13 protein-coding genes are annotated in these 15861 nt (G+C 71.3%); 8 read left to right on the top strand and 5 right to left on the bottom strand.

What is annotated here, in order from left to right:
• Positions 1-256: 256 nt before the first annotated feature.
• From AQJ64_RS34480 to AQJ64_RS34490, 3 genes are all read left to right on the top strand, one after another.
• Positions 257-1051 (top strand): MIP/aquaporin family protein, encoded by a 795-nt coding sequence (locus tag AQJ64_RS34480; RefSeq protein WP_055636782.1) that lies wholly within the window; start codon positions 257-259, stop codon positions 1049-1051.
• Between the two features lie 73 nt (positions 1052-1124).
• Complete coding sequence (gene glpK, locus AQJ64_RS34485) at positions 1125-2663, top strand: glycerol kinase GlpK (protein WP_055636783.1); 1539 nt, start codon at positions 1125-1127, stop codon at positions 2661-2663.
• Between the two features lie 61 nt (positions 2664-2724).
• Positions 2725-4341, top strand: a complete 1617-nt coding sequence (locus tag AQJ64_RS34490) for a glycerol-3-phosphate dehydrogenase/oxidase (RefSeq protein ID WP_055636784.1) — start codon at positions 2725-2727, stop codon at positions 4339-4341.
• Between the two features lie 210 nt (positions 4342-4551).
• On the opposite strand, the gene mtnK is transcribed toward AQJ64_RS34490, so the two are convergent.
• Genes mtnK through AQJ64_RS34510 form a run of 4 tightly spaced genes read right to left on the bottom strand, consistent with a single transcriptional unit; the run spans position 4552 to position 9428 of the window.
• Positions 4552-5724, bottom strand: a complete 1173-nt coding sequence (gene mtnK, locus AQJ64_RS34495; protein ID WP_055636785.1) for an S-methyl-5-thioribose kinase — start codon at positions 5722-5724, stop codon at positions 4552-4554.
• Between the two features lie 15 nt (positions 5725-5739).
• On the bottom strand, positions 5740-6786 hold the full coding sequence (locus AQJ64_RS34500) for an ABC transporter permease (protein WP_055636786.1): 1047 nt from the start codon (positions 6784-6786) through the stop codon (positions 5740-5742).
• Positions 6787-6823: 37 nt separating this feature from the next.
• Positions 6824-8344 carry a sugar ABC transporter ATP-binding protein gene (locus AQJ64_RS34505; protein WP_055636787.1) on the bottom strand — a complete coding sequence of 507 codons (1521 nt, stop codon included), beginning with the start codon at positions 8342-8344 and terminating at the stop codon, positions 6824-6826.
• Positions 8331-9428 carry a substrate-binding domain-containing protein gene (locus AQJ64_RS34510; protein WP_059203280.1) on the bottom strand — a complete coding sequence of 366 codons (1098 nt, stop codon included), beginning with the start codon at positions 9426-9428 and terminating at the stop codon, positions 8331-8333. The genes AQJ64_RS34505 and AQJ64_RS34510 overlap by 14 nt, the downstream gene beginning before the upstream one ends.
• A 549-nt stretch (positions 9429-9977) precedes the next feature.
• Here AQJ64_RS34510 and AQJ64_RS34515 point away from each other — a divergent pair.
• The 3 genes from AQJ64_RS34515 to mtnB are packed head-to-tail and all read left to right on the top strand — an operon-like array spanning position 9978 to position 11907.
• A complete protein-coding gene (locus AQJ64_RS34515) occupies positions 9978-10577 on the top strand; it encodes a 1,2-dihydroxy-3-keto-5-methylthiopentene dioxygenase (RefSeq protein ID WP_055636484.1) in 600 nt (199 codons plus the stop codon).
• Positions 10574-11302 carry an acireductone synthase gene (mtnC, locus tag AQJ64_RS34520; RefSeq protein WP_055636485.1) on the top strand — a complete coding sequence of 243 codons (729 nt, stop codon included), beginning with the start codon at positions 10574-10576 and terminating at the stop codon, positions 11300-11302. The genes AQJ64_RS34515 and mtnC overlap by 4 nt, the downstream gene beginning before the upstream one ends.
• Positions 11299-11907 carry a methylthioribulose 1-phosphate dehydratase gene (gene mtnB, locus AQJ64_RS34525; protein WP_055636486.1) on the top strand — a complete coding sequence of 203 codons (609 nt, stop codon included), beginning with the start codon at positions 11299-11301 and terminating at the stop codon, positions 11905-11907. Before mtnC ends, mtnB begins: the two co-directional genes overlap by 4 nt.
• Positions 11908-11953: 46 nt before the next feature.
• Here the strand turns inward: mtnB and mtnA are convergent, their stop codons facing one another.
• Positions 11954-12985: an S-methyl-5-thioribose-1-phosphate isomerase gene (mtnA, locus tag AQJ64_RS34530; RefSeq protein ID WP_055636487.1), complete on the bottom strand. Its 1032-nt coding sequence runs from the start codon at positions 12983-12985 to the stop codon at positions 11954-11956.
• A gap of 301 nt (positions 12986-13286) precedes the next feature.
• Here mtnA and AQJ64_RS34535 point away from each other — a divergent pair, with 301 nt between their 5' ends.
• On the top strand, positions 13287-14342 hold the full coding sequence (locus AQJ64_RS34535) for a BMP family ABC transporter substrate-binding protein (RefSeq protein ID WP_055636488.1): 1056 nt from the start codon (positions 13287-13289) through the stop codon (positions 14340-14342).
• Positions 14323-15861: an ABC transporter ATP-binding protein gene (locus AQJ64_RS34540; RefSeq protein WP_055636489.1), complete on the top strand. Its 1539-nt coding sequence runs from the start codon at positions 14323-14325 to the stop codon at positions 15859-15861. The genes AQJ64_RS34535 and AQJ64_RS34540 overlap by 20 nt, the downstream gene beginning before the upstream one ends.

The following is a 15861-nucleotide window of genomic DNA, read 5'->3' on the forward strand; positions in this document are numbered from 1 at the left end:
CGGGCACCCCGCGAACCGCCCCGTGGAACCCAGGGATCAGTAACGATCGCGTTTTCGAGAACCGAACCCTTGACGCACACGTAACGCCGGAGCAAGACTCCCGTCCATCGGTCGGCATTGTCGAACACCTACCGGCAATACGCGCTAGAGTGTGACAACGCCAAGGACCGGCATCGCTCTCACCCCCGAGGGCGGCAGCCCCCCGGAGGGACCCGGGGAGAACGGCTTCCCTGGACGAAGGACAAAGGAGTCGCGGGTGTCCAGCTCCGACATCTTCATCGGCGAGACCATCGGTACCGCCATACTCATCCTGCTCGGCGGAGGCGTGTGCGCCGCCGTCACGCTGAAGGCCTCCAAGGCCCGCAACGCCGGCTGGCTCGCCATCACCTTCGGGTGGGGCTTCGCCGTGCTCACGGCGGTCTACACCTCGGCGCCGCTGTCCGGCGCCCACCTGAACCCGGCCGTGACACTCGCGCTCGCGATCAAGGACGGCGACTGGAGCAACGTTCCGGTCTACTGGGCCGGCCAGCTGCTCGGCGCCGCGATCGGCGCGACCCTGGTGTGGGTCGCCTACTACGGCCAGTTCCACGCGCACCTCACCGACAAGGAGATCGTCGGCGGTCCGGGGGCCCAGGCCACGACGGCCAAGGCGGTCGAGGCCCAGGAGAAGGGCGCGGGTCCGGTCCTCGGCGTCTTCTCCACCGGCCCGGAGATCCGGGTCCCCTGGCAGAACCTCGCCACGGAGATCGTCGGCACCGTGGTGCTGGTCCTCGCCGTCCTCACCCAGGGTCTGAACGACAAGGGCAACGGCCTCGGCACCCTCGGTGCCCTCGTCACCGCGCTGGTGGTCGTCTCGATCGGTCTGTCCCTCGGCGGCCCGACCGGCTACGCGATCAACCCGGCCCGTGACCTCGGTCCGCGCATCGTGCACGCCCTCCTGCCCCTGCCCAACAAGGGCGGCTCCGACTGGGGCTACGCCTGGATCCCGGTGGTCGGTCCGCTGATCGGCGGCGCCATCGCTGCAGGCCTCTACAACGTCGCTTTTGCTTAAGAGCACCAGCCACACCCTGTAGTAATCAGCGCCGTACAGACAGCCCTTACCCACGGAACCCCAGGAGCACTCAGTGACCGACGCCCACACCGCCGGCCCCTTCATCGCCGCGATCGACCAGGGCACCACCTCCAGCCGCTGCATCGTCTTCGACAAGGACGGCCGTATCGTCTCGGTCGACCAGAAGGAGCACGAGCAGATCTTCCCCAAGCCGGGCTGGGTCGAGCACGACGCCAACGAGATCTGGACCAACGTCCAGGAGGTCGTCGCCGGAGCCATCCAGAAGGCCGGCATCACCCGCGACGACATCAAGGCCATCGGCATCACCAACCAGCGCGAGACCACCGTGCTGTGGGACAGGAACACCGGTGAGCCCGTCCACAACGCCATCGTCTGGCAGGACACCCGCACCGACGCCCTGTGCAAGGAGCTGGGCCGCAACGTCGGCCAGGACCGCTTCCGCCGCGAGACCGGCCTGCCGCTGGCCTCGTACTTCGCCGGCCCCAAGGCCCGCTGGCTGCTCGACAACGTCGAGGGGCTGCGCGAGCGCGCCGAGGCGGGCGACATCCTCTTCGGCACCATGGACACCTGGGTCATCTGGAACCTGACGGGCGGTGTCGACGGCGGCAAGCACTACACCGACGTCACCAACGCCTCCCGCACCATGCTGATGAACCTCCACACCCTGGAGTGGGACGACAAGATCGCCGAGTCCATCGGCGTCCCGCCGGCGATGCTCCCCGAGATCCGCTCCTCCGCCGAGGTCTACGGCGAGGTCACCGGCGGCAGGCTCGGCGACCTGCTCGGCGGCATCCCGGTCGCCTCCGCGCTCGGCGACCAGCAGGCGGCCCTGTTCGGCCAGACCTGCTTCTCCGAGGGCGAGGCCAAGTCGACGTACGGCACCGGCACGTTCATGCTGATGAACACCGGCGAGAAGATCATCAACTCGTACTCGGGTCTGCTGACCACCGTCGGCTACCGCATCGGCGACCAGGCGCCGGTCTACGCCCTCGAGGGCTCGATCGCCGTCACCGGTTCGCTGGTGCAGTGGATGCGCGACCAGATGGGCCTCATCTCCACCGCCGCCGAGATCGAGACGCTCGCGCTCTCCGTCGAGGACAACGGCGGCGCCTACTTCGTGCCGGCCTTCTCCGGTCTGTTCGCCCCGCACTGGCGCTCCGACGCCCGCGGTGTGATCGCCGGCCTCACCCGGTACGTCACCAAGGCGCACCTCGCGCGCGCCGTCCTGGAGGCCACCGCCTGGCAGACCCGTGAGATCACGGACGCCATGACCAAGGACTCGGGCGTCGAGCTCGCGGCCCTCAAGGTCGACGGCGGCATGACCTCCAACAACCTGCTGATGCAGACGCTCTCGGACTTCCTGGACGCCCCCGTGGTGCGCCCGATGGTCGCCGAGACCACCTGCCTCGGCGCCGCCTACGCCGCCGGTCTCGCCGTCGGCTTCTGGACCAGCACCGACGACCTGCGCGCCAACTGGCGGCGGGCCGCCGAGTGGACCCCCCGCATGGACGCGGAGACCCGCGACCGTGAGTACAAGACCTGGCTCAAGGCCGTCGAGCGGACCATGGGCTGGCTCGAAGACGAAAGCTGACGAAAGCTGACGAGAGCTGACGCCCCACGCGCACAGCTCTGATGAGGAGTAAGAACCCGACATGACCAGTCAGTCCACCCTGAGTTCCGTGCCTGCCCTGGGGACGCACCCGGCCTCCGGCTCGAACCCGAGCCGCGCCGAGACCCGGGAGCAGCTCTCCAAGGCGTCGTACGACCTTCTCGTGATCGGCGGCGGCATCCTGGGCATCTCCACCGCCTGGCACGCCGCGCAGTCCGGCCTCAGGGTGGCTCTGGTCGACGCCGGCGACTTCGCCGGCGCCACCTCCTCCGCCTCCTCCAAGCTGCTCCACGGCGGTCTGCGCTACCTGCAGACCGGCGCGGTGAAGCTGGTGGCGGAGAACCACTTCGAGCGCCGTGCGGTCTCCCGCCAGGTGGCCCCCCACCTGGCGAACCCGCTCACGTTCTACCTCCCCGTGTACAAGGGCGGGCCGCACGGCGCGGCGAAGCTCGGGGCGGGCGTGTTCGCCTACTCCGCCCTGTCGGCCTTCGGTGACGGCGTGGGGCATCTGCTCTCGCCGGCCAGGGCCGCGCAGGACGTGCCCGAGCTGCGCACCGAGAACCTCAAGGCCGTGGCCGTGTACGGCGACGACCAGATGAACGACGCGCGCATGGCGCTGATGACGGTCCGCGCGGCCGTCGAGGCGGGCGCGGTCGTCCTCAACCACGCCGAGGTCACCGGCCTGCGCTTCACCCGGGGCCGGGTCACGGGCGCGGACCTGAAGGACCGCACCTCCGGTGACGAGTTCGGGGTGAACGCCCGGCTGGTGCTGAACGCGACCGGTCCCTGGGTCGACCACCTGCGCACGATGGAGGATCCGAACGCGGCCCCCTCCATCCGGCTGTCCAAGGGCGCGCACCTGGTCCTGAAGCGGACCTCCCCGTGGAAGGCCGCGCTCGCGACCCCGATCGACAAGTACCGCATCACCTTCGCCCTTCCCTGGGAGGACATGCTCCTGCTGGGCACCACCGACGAGGAGTTCGAGGGCGACCCGGCGGACGTCTCGGTCAACGACAAGGACATCGCGCAGATCCTCGACGAGGCCGCGTTCTCCGTCCGTGACCAGCAGCTCTCCCGTGACCTCATCACGTACGCCTTCGCGGGTCTGCGGGTGCTGCCGGGCGGGCCCGGCGACACGGCCAAGGCCAAGCGCGAGACCGTGGTGACCGAGGGCAGGGGCGGCATGCTGTCCGTCGCGGGCGGCAAGTGGACCACCTTCCGCCACATCGGCCGTACGGTGATGCAGAAGCTGGAGGCGCTGCCGGGCCACCCGCTCGGTGACGACTTCGAGCCGATCTCCTCGCTGCCGAAGAGGCTGCCGCTGCCCGGTGTCGCCAACCCGCGCGCGGTCGCCCACCGGCTGCTGGTGGACAACCCGGCGCCCGGCCCGCGTATGGCGGCCGACACCGCCAAGCACCTGGCCACCCACTACGGCTCGCTGGCCTTCGACATCGCCCGGCTGGCGAACGACAACCCCGAGCTGGGGCAGCGCGTCCACCCCGACGCCCCCGAGATCTGGGCGCAGGTCGTCTACGCCCGTGACCACGAGTGGGCCGAGACGGCGGACGACGTGCTGCGCCGCCGCACCACGCTGACGATCCGCGGTCTGGCCACGGACGAGGTGCGCGGCAAGGTGCAGGACCTGCTCGACAAGAAGTAGGCCGATACGAAAGACCCTTTCACGACAGGGGCGGCCCCGCGTCGGCGGAGCCGCCCCTGTCGTGTGCGCGCCGCCCGCACATGTGCCGTCCACGTGCGCCCTCGGCCCTTGCCCGGCCCGGGCGTACTCGCTTCGACACGCCCCCCGGACGCTTCCGCGCGCTCCCCCACCCGTATGTCGAACGGCACAACGGAGACCGCGGCCCACGCCTCAGGCGAGCGGGTCCACCAGTGCCCGTACGGCGGCCACGTCCGTCAGTTCCCCGCGCCGCACGATCAGTTCACGGCCGAGGAGCAGGGTGCGCCGGGACGCCGCGACCGGGTCCGGCAGGGTCGTGAGGTCGGTGAGGTGGGCGAAGCCGATGACACGGCGGACGATCTCGGTGCCCGCGAAGCCGACCGCGTCCGTCCACACGCGGCGCAGGAAGCGGTCGAGGTAGGCGTCGTCGAAGAAGGTGTCGACGCGGGCCGGCCACAGCCGGCGGAACTCCGTCTCGAACGCCTCCCAGGACAGGCGGAGCTGTTCGGGATGGTCGGTCAGGGTGTCCAGGGCCCGCGCCCGCTCCTCCGAGACCAGGGCGTTGGCCCAGTACAGGCCGAGGTCGTAGCCGATCGGTCCGACGAAGGAGAACTCGGGGTCGAACACCCGCACCACGGGGGCGCCTTCCCGCTCGCCCACCATGATGCTGCCGGTGTGCAGGTCGCCGTGGAGGAGGGCCTGGGCGCCGGTCATGAAGGTGTGGCGGAGGTCGGCGACCTCGGTGCGAAGGCGGTCGTCGGCGCGGAACTCCGACGCCAGGTCGTCGACCCCCTCGTGCCAGTGGTTGTGCTCGTGCTCGATGTACGGCTCGGACAGGACCACGTCCTCGGTGATCTTGCAGAGCTCGGGGTTCACCGAGACGGCGAGCAGGGCCTTGCGGTCGGCGGAGGACATGCCGAAGTCGCTGGTGGCAAAGGTGAGCTGGGCGACGAACTCGCCGATGCGGGCGGAGGTGTGCGGGCCGTACGGGGCGCCCTCGTTGAGGGCGGTGCGCAGGACCTCCAGGTCGGAGAGGTCCTCCATGACGAGGGCGTGGTGCTCGGGGTCGTAGCCGTGGATCGCGGGGATCTTGTCGGGGGCGACCTTGGCGACCTGCTCGTAGGCGCGGGCCTCGGCGTCGGCGCGGTCGGGGCTGAGCGGCCAGGAGGGGCCGGCGACCCGGACCCAGGGCAGGGCCTGCTTGAGGGCGAGGCCGCGGGTGCCGTCGGCGTTCGAGGCGAGGAAGACGCGGTTGATGTTGCCGTCGGACACCTCCCGGACGGTGATCTCCTCGCCGTCCGGCCAGTGGCCCCGCTCGCGCAGGTACGCCGGGATGTCGTCGGTCTCCAGGACGCGGTAGCCCATGGTCGGTGAACTCCCTTATGCGGTACGGCGCTTGGACAGGGTGAAGCTGAAGACCAGGGCGAGGATGAGGACCGCGCCCTCGACGACGTCCTGGGTGTAGTACGGCAGGCCCTTGATGGTGAGGCCGGTGGTGATGATGCCGATCAGGACGGCGCCGAGCGCGGTGCCCCACACATTGGGGCGGCCCCGGCCGAGCACGGAGGTGCCGACCAGCGCCACGGCCACCGCTTCGAGCAGCTGGGAGGTGCCCGCCGACACATCGCCCTGGCCGATGCGGGAGGCGAGGATGAGCCCGCCGACGGAGGCGAGGACGCCGGAGACGACGTAGGCCAGGGCGCGGTAGGCGCCGACGCGGATGCCGGCCAGCCGGGAGGCCTCGGGGTTGGCGCCGATGGCGTAGAGGATCCGGCCCCAGCGGGTGCGGGCGAGGAAGACCCAGGCGGCGACGGTCAGCGCGCCGAAGACGATCACGGAGACCGGGACGCCGAGGACCGTGCCGCGGTCGATCTTCAGGAAGCCGTCGGTGAACCTGCCGGGGGCGGTGGAGCCGTCGTCCAGCGTCATGCCGGGGGTGATCGACTGGCCGTCGACGAGGATCAGCTTGCTGCCCTGGATGACGAACATGGTGCCGAGGGTGGCGAGCATGTCGGGGATCTTCAGGACGACGATCAGCAGCGCGTTGAGCAGTCCGGCGAGGGCGCCCGCGACCAGGACGGCGAGGATCGCGACCGTGCCGACCTGGTTGAAGACGACCATGGTCTGGGCGGCGACGGAGACGCCGAGGCCGGCGACGGCGCCGACGGACATGTCCATTCCGCCGACGGCCATGGTGAGGGTGACGCCGAGGCCGAGGATCGCGGCGACGGAGACGTACCGCAGGGTGTCGAGGAGGGTCGCCGACTCACGGAAGGAGCCCTCGGTCAGCGCGAAGTACAGGAAGAGCGCGACCGTGACGAAGATGAACCCGTACTTGATGACGAAGTTCTGGACGCGCAGGGCCGTGCCGGGGGCGGGCGGGGTCGCCGCCTTCGCCGGGGCCTCGGTGCTCTGGGTGGTGGTCATGGGGTGCTTTCCCGGGACTTCGTGGGGCGGGCCGGCGTCAGACGGACGCCGAGATGGTCTGGATGACACGGTCGCGCTCGGCGTCCTCGCCGTGGGCGTCGAGGTGGATCTCGCCGGCCGCGAGGACGACGACCCGGTCGGCGATCTCGAGGACCTCGTCGACGTCGGCGGACAGCACGAGGACGGCGGCGCCCTCGGCGGCGAGCGTCCGGGCCCGGCGGCCGATGTCGCGGCGGGCGCCGATGTCCACTCCCCGGAACGGTTCGTCCAGGATGAGGACGCGCGGGGTCTGGGCGAGCCAGCGGCCGACGACGACCTTCTGCTGGTTGCCGCCGGACAGTTCCTCGACGGTGCTGTGCTCGTCGCGGGTGACGACGCCGAGGGCCTCGACGGTGGCGCGGCCCAGGGCGTCCTCCTCGGACCGCTGGACCAGGCCGGCGCGGGAGAGGGACCTCAGGAACGGCAGGGAGATGTTCTGCGCGACCGACCAGCCGGGCACGAGGGCGTCGGCGTGCCGGTCCTCGGGGACCAGGTGGACGCCGGCCCGGATGGCGTCGGCGGGGCGGCGGGGGGCGTAGGCCGTGCCGTCCAGTTCGAGCGTGCCGGTGGTGAAGGGCTCGGCGCCGAAGAGGCCGCGGGCCAGTTCGGTCTTGCCGGCGCCCAGGAGGCCGACGACTCCGGTGACTTCGCCGGTGCGCAGATCGAGGTCCAGCGGCGACCGGCCCTCGAAGAGGCGCACACCGCGCAGGGAGAGGACGGTCGCGCCCTGGTCGCCCTCGCGGACCGGGCGGGCGGTGGTCGCCTCCTGGGCCTGGGCGAGCATGGCGCGCAGGGCCGCGTCCCAGTCGAAGGGCTTCGCCTGGTCCCCGGTGAGGAGTCCGTCCCGCAGGACGACCAGCCGGTCGGCGAGCGCGTCGATCTCGCCGAGCCGGTGGGAGACGTAGAGCACGGCGATGCCGTCCTCGCGCATCCTGCGGACGAGCGCGAAGAGGCGCTCCGCCTCGGCGGCGGAGAGCGCGGAGGTCGGCTCGTCGAGGATGAGCAGCCGGGGCCGGGTGGCCAGGGCGCGGGCCAGGATCAGCAACTGCCGGTCGGAGATGCCGAGTTCGGTGACGTCCTGCTTCAGCACGGAGTCGCTCCACTCCAGGCCGAGGCCGGCCTGGATCTCCCGGGCGCGGGCGAGGGTGGCGCGGCCGCCGAGGAACGGGTTGCCGCGTCGCTGGGCGAGTTCCTCGAAGACCAGGTTCTCGGCGACGCTGAGGCCGGGCACGATGCCCTCGCCGATCCGCTGGTGGACGGTCTGGATACCGAGCCGGCGGGCGGCGAGCGGGGAGTCGAGGGCCACCGGTGAGCCGTCGACCCGTACCTCTCCCCCGTGGTCCGTGTGCACGCCCGACAGGATCTTGATCAGCGTGGACTTGCCGGCGCCGTTGGCGCCGAGCAGCGCGACCACGCTGCCCGGGGCGATGTCCAGGGAGACGGAGGCGAGGACGGTCCTGCCGCCGAACGCCATGCTGACGTCGGTGAGAGCGACCGCCGGCGTCTCAGTGGGCGACATTCGAGATCCAGTCGGCGGTCGAGACCTGCGACAGGTTCAGCGCGGGCAGCGCCTCGCGGAGTTCGTCCATGTTGGCGATCTTCTTCTCGCGCAGGAAGTCCTGGGTGATGGCGACGGCCGGGAACTCGACGGAGGTCTTGCCGAGCTGTCCGGCCAGCTCCAGCGCGGTGGTGCGGACGACGGCCGCGCCGACGGCGGACGGGTCGGTGCCGGCGGTCGCGACCCAGGGGCTGTCGGTGGCGGTCATCTGCTGGATGTCGGCGTTGGAGACGTCCGCGCCGAAGACCTTCACCTTGTCCTGGAGCTTCTTGTTCTGCACGGCGAGCACGGTGCCCTTGGCGAGCTCGTCGTAGGGGGCGAAGACGCCGGCCACGTCGGAGTGCTGGGTGAGCGCCGCGGAGACCAGGGGAACGTTGTCCGTAGCCGTGGAGTCGGTGACCTTGCCGACCTTGAACTGCTGCTTCCAGCCCTCGGAGGTCACGGTGGACTTCCAGACGGTGTCGCGCTTGTCGAGGGCGGCGTAGCCGGCGACGTTGACGTAGCCGACCTTGGCGTCCTTGCCGACCTCCTTGGCCATCACGTCGAGGACGGCCTTGGCCATGCTCGCGTCGTCCTGCTTGGTGGAGACGACACCCTTGGTGGAGGTCTCGACGTCGTAGACGACGACCTTGATGCCCTTCTTCACGGCCTTGTCGATCTCGGGCTGGATGGTCGCCGGGAAGCCGTGGTCGATGATGATCGCCCGGGCGCCGGAGTTGATCGCCGAGGACAGGTCGGTGGCCTGCTTGGCGTTGTCGGCCTGGGCGTCGTACACGGTGAGGTCGATGCCGAGGGCCTTGGCCTGGGCCTTGGCGCCGTTGCCCCACTGCTCGAAGTAGTCGCCGGCGCCGCTCTGCCGGACCAGGGCCACCTTGACCGTGCCCGCGCTGAACGGGGCGGGCTTCTTGCCGGTGGCGGCGGAGGCGGAGGCCGCGGTGTCGCCGGAGTCCTTGGAGGCGTCCGAGGACTGGGAGCAGCCGGACAGGACGAGGGCGGAGACGGAGGCCAGCGAAAGCGCGGCGAGGGGCAGACGGGTGCGGGACATGAGGGGGCTCCAGGGCGGGGTGGCGCAGAGGGGAACGCGGAGGGATGCGAAGGGGATGCGTGGGCCCGGAGCGGGGGACGGAAACGCGCCACCGCACAGGCGGCGGGGCACGCCCGGCGGAACACGGGCGGGTCAGGACTCCGGGGGAGGTCAGCGACAGCTGGCCGTGGTCGACCGGAGCAGGTCCACGTACAGCCGCCGCACGAGCAGCAGCGTCTTCATAGGGAGATCATGAGAACGTTTTCAGCCACCCGTCAAAGAGATGGACACCTAATCTCATCATTCGAGACAACGATTACGTCACAGGCGGTCCGTCCGCCGTCGGGAGTTACCATCGGCGGACCGGCACCCCTCCCGGCAAGCGAGGCCCCGATGACGACACCCTGCGCGAACGCGCTGCGCATGCCCGGCATGCGGCGCTGTCCCGGCGCGCCGTGTCGCGGCTGAGTGACGTTCCACCGCCGCCCTCCCCCTCGCGCCCCACCCGCATGATTCCGTCCGAGCCGTCTCGGTATCCGGACATCCCTTCCAGACTCCTGGAGTTGCCCCATGACGCTGCTGACGACCTGGTCCGAGTCCGGCCCGGAGACCCTGGTCCGCCGCACCTCCGACCCCGCCGAGATCGCCGAGGCCCTCAAGCCGCTGGGCGTGCGCTACGAGCAGTGGCCGATCCGTGAGGACGTCCCGTTCGACGCCGACAGCGCGACCGTGTTCGCGGCGTACGGCCCGGAGATCGACAAGCTGAACGCCGAGGAGGGCTTCACCACCGTCGACGTCCTCGGCCTGCACCCCAGCGACGACCCGGAGTTCCCCGCGAAGGCGAAGGCGGCCCGCGAGAAGTTCCTCCAGGAGCACACGCACGACGACGATGACGAGGTCCGCTTCTTCGTCTCCGGCTCCGGCATCTTCTATCTGCACGTCAACGGCGAGGTGCACGCGGTCTACTGCGAGAAGGGCGACCTGCTGGGCGTGCCGCGCGGCACCACCCACTGGTTCGACATGGGCACGAGGCCGTCGTTCACCGCGATCCGCTTCTTCCACGAGGAGGACGGCTGGATCGGCAACTTCACCGGTTCCCCGATCTCCGCCCGCTTCCCGGACTACGACACGATCGCCGCGGGGTACGAGGCCGACAAGGGTGCCGCGTGAGCCTGCACGACCCGCGCTTCGACGTGGACGCGGTGGTGCTCGACATCGAGGGCACCACGAGCGCCACGGGCTTCGTCGTCGACGTGCTGTACCCGTACTCGCGCGCCCGGTTCGCCGAACTGCTCACCGAGCGGGCCGCCGAGCCCGCGGTGGCCCGGGCGATCGCCCAGGTGCGCGAGCTGACGGGCGAGCCGGACGCCGACGCGGCCGCGATCGAGAAGACGCTGAACGCCTGGCTGGACGACGACCGCAAGGCGACCCCGCTGAAGACTCTTCAGGGCATCGTCTGGTCCGAGGGGTTCGCCCGCGGCGACCTCGTCTCGCACTTCTACGACGACGTCGTCCCGGCGCTGCGCGCCTGGCACACGGCGGGGCTGCGGCTGTACGTGTACTCGTCCGGCTCGGTGCCGGCGCAGCGGGCGTGGTTCACCCACAGCCCGGAGGGCGACCTCACGCCGCTCGTGTCGGGGCTGTACGACACCGAGAACGCGGGACCCAAGCAGGAGGCGGCGTCGTACCGCCGCATCGCGGAGGCGACCGGCGTGACCCCGGGCCGTCTCCTCTTCCTCTCCGACCGGCCCGGCGAGCTGGACGCGGCCCGTGCGGCCGGCTGGCGCACCGCCGGGATCCGGCGGGCCGGGGAGCCGTACTACGAGCAGGGCGTCGGCGACCACGCGCAGGCGGGGACGTTCGACGGGATCACCGTTTCGAGGAGCACCACGTGACCGCCGACATCTCCGCGCTCGACCTGGAAGAGGCCGGCGCCGTCCTCGCCGCCGAGTCCGCCCGGTTCGCCTCCTTCGGCTGGATGCGGGGCACCTCCGGGAACCTGTCCGTGGTGCTCTCCCGCGACCCGCTGCGGCTCGCGGTCACCGCGAGCGGCCACGACAAGGGTGAACTGACGCCCGCGGACGTGGTGCTGGTGGACGGTCAGGGCGCGGCGGTGCGGGGCGGCAGGCCGTCCGCGGAGGCCGAGCTGCACGCACGGGTCGCTGCGCTGACGGGGGCCGGAGCCGTGGTGCACGTGCACACGGTCGCCTCCGTGGCCATGGGGCGTCGTGAGCCGGGTGGGATCACCTTCAAGGACGTCGAGATGCTCAAGGGGGTCGGGCAGCCGGCGCACGACGTGGAGGTGACACTGCCCGTCATCGCCAACAGCCAGGACATGAAGGTGCTCGGGGATCGCCTCGAAGAGGCACGGAACCCCCGTATGCCGGCGGTGGTGGTCGCAGGACACGGCCTGTACGTCTGGGGTAGCGATCCGCGTCAGGCCCGGCACCACACCGAAGTCGTCGAGTGGCTGCTGGAGTTGGAGCTGTCGCAGCGCTGACGGAGTGGAGCGGGACCCCCGGCGATCGGAGGTCCCGCTCCCTTGTCTACTTCAGGTGGTCGCCGGGCAGTTCGCCCGAGGCCACTTCCAGTACCCCCCGCTCGGTGACCAGGCCCGTCACCAGCCGCCCCGGCGTCACGTCGAAGGCGGGGTTGTGGCCCCGCGACTCGGCGGGGGCCGTCCGCAGGCCGGCCCACTCCAGCACCTCGTCCTCGCCGCGGAGTTCGATGTGGATGGCGTCGCCGTCCGGGGTGGCGAGGTCCACCGTGGTCGTCGGTGCCGCCACCAGGAACGGGATCCCCGCGTCCGCGCAGGCCAGGGCGACACCCACGGTGCCGACCTTGTTGGCGGTGTCGCCGTTGGCGGCGATCCGGTCGGCGCCGACGATCGCCGCGTCGACCGCGCCGCGCAGGATGGTGCCGGCGGCGGCCCCGTCGGCCTGGACGTAGTGCGGGATGCCCTCCTGGACCAGCTCCCAGGCGGTGAGGCGGGAGCCCTGGAGGAGGGGGCGGGTCTCGTCGGCGTAGACGACCTCGAGGCGGCCGCGTGCGTGGAGTTCGCGGATGACGCCGAGGGCGGTGCCCCAGCCGGCGGTCGCGAGGGCCCCGGTGTTGCAGTGGGTGAGGATCCGCAGCGGCCGGTCCTCGCCGACCCGCCCGAGCAGCCAGTCCGCGCCGAACGCGCCCATCGCGCGGTTGGCCTCGACGTCCTCGCGCTGGACGGCCGCCGCCTCCGCGAGTACCGCGTCGAGGCCCTCGGCGAAGCGGGTCATGACGCGGTCGACGCACACCATGAGGTTCACGGCGGTGGGCCGTGCCGCGCGTACCCGCGCGACGGCCGCGCGCACCTCGGCCCCGGTCCAGCCCTCCCGCTCCCCCTGGAGGATCGCGAGCGCGACGCCGTAGGCGCCGGCCGCGCCGATGGCGGGGGCGCCGCGCACGACGAGCCGCTGGATCGCGTCCACCAGTGTGTCCACATCGCGGACATCCACGGTCTCGTCACGGTGCGGCAGCAGCGTCTGGTCGATGAGCGTGAGGCTGTTTCCGGTCCAGGCGACAGCACGCAGTTCCTGGGACATATCGGGACACTCCTGATGATCCGATGATGTCCGCCACCGTACATGACCTGGGAGAACCACAGTTCGAGACAGTCGCGCAGATGTCTGGAAACGGGTGTTACAGTCCAGCACCCAGTCCGCAGACCGAGACGAAGGAGGAGACCCATGATGCTCACCCAGCGCCGTTTCCTCGACTTCGGCCGGTGTGCCGGCGACGGCTGTCGACGCTGACCTTCTCCCAGCGCCCCGTCACCCCTCTGCGGCTCTCCTCTCACCCGCTCACCGCCGAGCGTGGTTCGCCGTACCTCCGGAAGGTCCCCCGATGTCCCGTAGAACCCGCCGTACCCTGCAGACGGTCGCTGCGGCCACCCTCCTGGTCGGCGCGGCCACCGCGTGCAACGCCGCCGCCAAGAACGACGCCTCCGACAGCGCGGGCAGCGGCGGCAGCGGCACGTCGTTCACCCTCGTCACCCCGGACGCCGTCGGACAGAACGAGTTCCTGAAGCTCGCCGTCACCGGCATCAAGGACGCGGCGAAGGCCCACGACGGCACGCAGAAGGTCTACGAGTCCACCGACACCGCCTCCCAGCAGCAGAACGTGCAGGCCGCGGTGGACGCCAAGCCGGACGTCATCGTCCTCGTCGGCTTCGAGTTCGCGGACGTCGTCGCCCAGCAGGCGGAGAAGAACCCGACGCAGCAGTTCCTCATCGTCGACGCGTGCACCACGAAGACGTACAAGAACGTCAGCTGCGCGGTGTTCCGGGAGCACGAGGGTGTCTATCTCGCGGGCGCCGAGGCCGGTCTGCTGAGCAGGTCGGGCAAGGTGGGCGCGGTCGACGTGCTCGACACGCCCCAGTTCCGCCGCTACAGCGACCCGTTCGCGGCCGGTGCCAAGCAGGTCGCCGGCAAGACCGAGACGTCCACCCGGTTCGTCGGCGGCCAGTCGCCCTTCGACGACTCGGCGCGTGCCAAGGAGCAGGCGAACACCCTGCTCTCCAAGGGCTACGACCAGATCATGGCGGCCGCCGCGGCCGGCAACTACGGCGTCTTCGAGGCCGCCAAGGCCAAGGGGGCGTACGCGTACGGCGTGGACGTCAACCAGTGCCCCTCGGCGCCCGGCACGGTCGTCGACAACGTGATCAAGCGCACGGACGTCGCCGTGGAGAAGGGCATCGACGCGGTGCTCGGCGGCACGACGGGCACGACCGTCTCGTACGGCCTGAAGGAGGGCGGCATCAGCCTGACCGGTCTGGAGGACGGCGTCGACTCCTCGCAGTGCGTGATCGCCGACCACAAGGACGTCCTGACGAAGGTCGAGGCGCTGCGCGACCGGATCGTGTCCGGAGAGCTGACGGTCGATGACCCCGCCGCCTCCTGAGTCCGAACTCGCGGTCGAGCTCCGGGGAATCACCAAGCGGTTCCCCGGCACGCTCGCCAACGACGCCGTCGACCTGAGCGTCCGCCGGGGCGAGATCCACGCCCTGATGGGCGAGAACGGCGCCGGCAAGTCCACGCTGATGTCCGTCCTGTACGGCATGGAGCGCCCGGATGCCGGGACGATCCGTGTCGAAGGGCGGGACGTGACGTTCGCCAGCCCGTCGGCCGCGATGGCCGCCGGACTCGGCATGGTCCACCAGAGTTTCAAGCTGTTCGACTCGCTGACGGTCGCCGAGAACGTCGTGTACGCCGCCGAGCCGCGCCGCTTCGGCCTGGTGGACCGGGCCGCCGCCCGGCGCCGGGTGCGCGAACTGGCCGAGGAGCACGGGCTGGCCGTCGACCCGGACGCCCGGGTCGGTGAGCTGCCGGTCGGGCTGCGCCAGCGGGTGGAGATCCTGAAGCTGCTGCACCGGGGCGCGCGCACGCTGATCCTCGACGAGCCGACGGCCGTGCTCACCCCGGCCGAGGCGGACGCCCTGTTCGCCGTCCTCAAGTCACTGACCGCGCAGGGCCGTACGGTCGTCCTCGTCACCCACAAGCTGCGTGAGGTACTGGAGGGCTCCGACCGGGTGACGGTCCTGCGGGACGGCCGGGTCGTCGCCCGGCTGGTCACCGCGGACACCACGGCCGACGAGATCGCCGCCGCGATGACCGGCCGTGCGGTCGAGCTGGACCGCGTGCACGCCTCCGGTACGCCGGGCGAGGCGATCCTCTCCGTCGAGGCCCTCGGCACGGACGCCGTCCACGGAGTGGACCTCGGTGTCCGTGCCGGGGAGATCGTCGGTATCGCGGGCGTGGCCGGCAACGGGCAGAGCGAGCTGATCGGGGCGCTGGCCGGGCTGCGCCCGGTCACCGCGGGCCGGGTCACGCTCCGGGGCGAGGACATCACCCACGCCTCGGCCGCCGAACGCCGCGCGAAGGGCCTCGCCTACGTCCCCGAGGACCGCCACGCGGTCGGTACGGCGCCGGCGGCGACGGTCGCGGAGAACCTGGCGATGGGGCATCACCGTACGTCCCTCTCCTCCCGCGGGCTGCTGCCGCCCGCCGCCGTCCGCGCCCACGCCCGCGCGCTCGTCGAGCGGTTCGGGGTCAAGGCGGCGACCACCGAGGTGCCCGCCTCGGCGCTGTCCGGCGGCAACCTCCAGAAGCTGCTGATCGGGCGGGAACTCGCCCATGACGCCCCGCTGCTGCTCGTCGAACAGCCCACCCGCGGGGTGGACATCGGCGCCATCCAGAACATCCACGACCAGCTGATCGCCTACCGCGACGCCGGTCACGCCGTCCTGCTCGTCTCGGCCGAGCTGAGCGAGATCCGGGGGCTCGCCGACCGGGTCCTGGTGATGTACGAGGGCCGCGTCGCGGCGTCGTACACCAGGGAGGAGGCGGACGAGCGGACGCTGGGCCTGGCGATGGCGGGCGCCGCCGCCCCGGCCCCGGAAGCGGCGGAGGCCACGGACTGA

Origin of the sequence: Streptomyces griseoruber, from assembly GCF_001514205.1 — a bacterium.
Lineage (GTDB): Bacteria > Actinomycetota > Actinomycetes > Streptomycetales > Streptomycetaceae > Streptomyces > Streptomyces griseoruber.

What these genes read in the sequence shown, in the direction of transcription:
- AQJ64_RS34490 (WP_055636784.1), top strand. Translation starts at nt 2,725, where the DNA reads ATGACCAGTCAGTCCACCCTGAGTTCCGTGCCTGCCCTGGGGACGCAC.
- mtnK (WP_055636785.1), bottom strand. Translation starts at nt 5,724, where the DNA reads ATGGGCTACCGCGTCCTGGAGACCGACGACATCCCGGCGTACCTGCGC.
- AQJ64_RS34500 (WP_055636786.1), bottom strand. Translation starts at nt 6,786, where the DNA reads ATGACCACCACCCAGAGCACCGAGGCCCCGGCGAAGGCGGCGACCCCG.
- AQJ64_RS34505 (WP_055636787.1), bottom strand. Translation starts at nt 8,344, where the DNA reads ATGTCGCCCACTGAGACGCCGGCGGTCGCTCTCACCGACGTCAGCATG.
- AQJ64_RS34510 (WP_059203280.1), bottom strand. Translation starts at nt 9,428, where the DNA reads ATGTCCCGCACCCGTCTGCCCCTCGCCGCGCTTTCGCTGGCCTCCGTC.
- AQJ64_RS34515 (WP_055636484.1), top strand. Translation starts at nt 9,978, where the DNA reads ATGACGCTGCTGACGACCTGGTCCGAGTCCGGCCCGGAGACCCTGGTC.
- mtnA (WP_055636487.1), bottom strand. Translation starts at nt 12,985, where the DNA reads ATGTCCCAGGAACTGCGTGCTGTCGCCTGGACCGGAAACAGCCTCACG.
- AQJ64_RS34535 (WP_055636488.1), top strand. Translation starts at nt 13,287, where the DNA reads ATGTCCCGTAGAACCCGCCGTACCCTGCAGACGGTCGCTGCGGCCACC.
- AQJ64_RS34540 (WP_055636489.1), top strand. Translation starts at nt 14,323, where the DNA reads ATGACCCCGCCGCCTCCTGAGTCCGAACTCGCGGTCGAGCTCCGGGGA.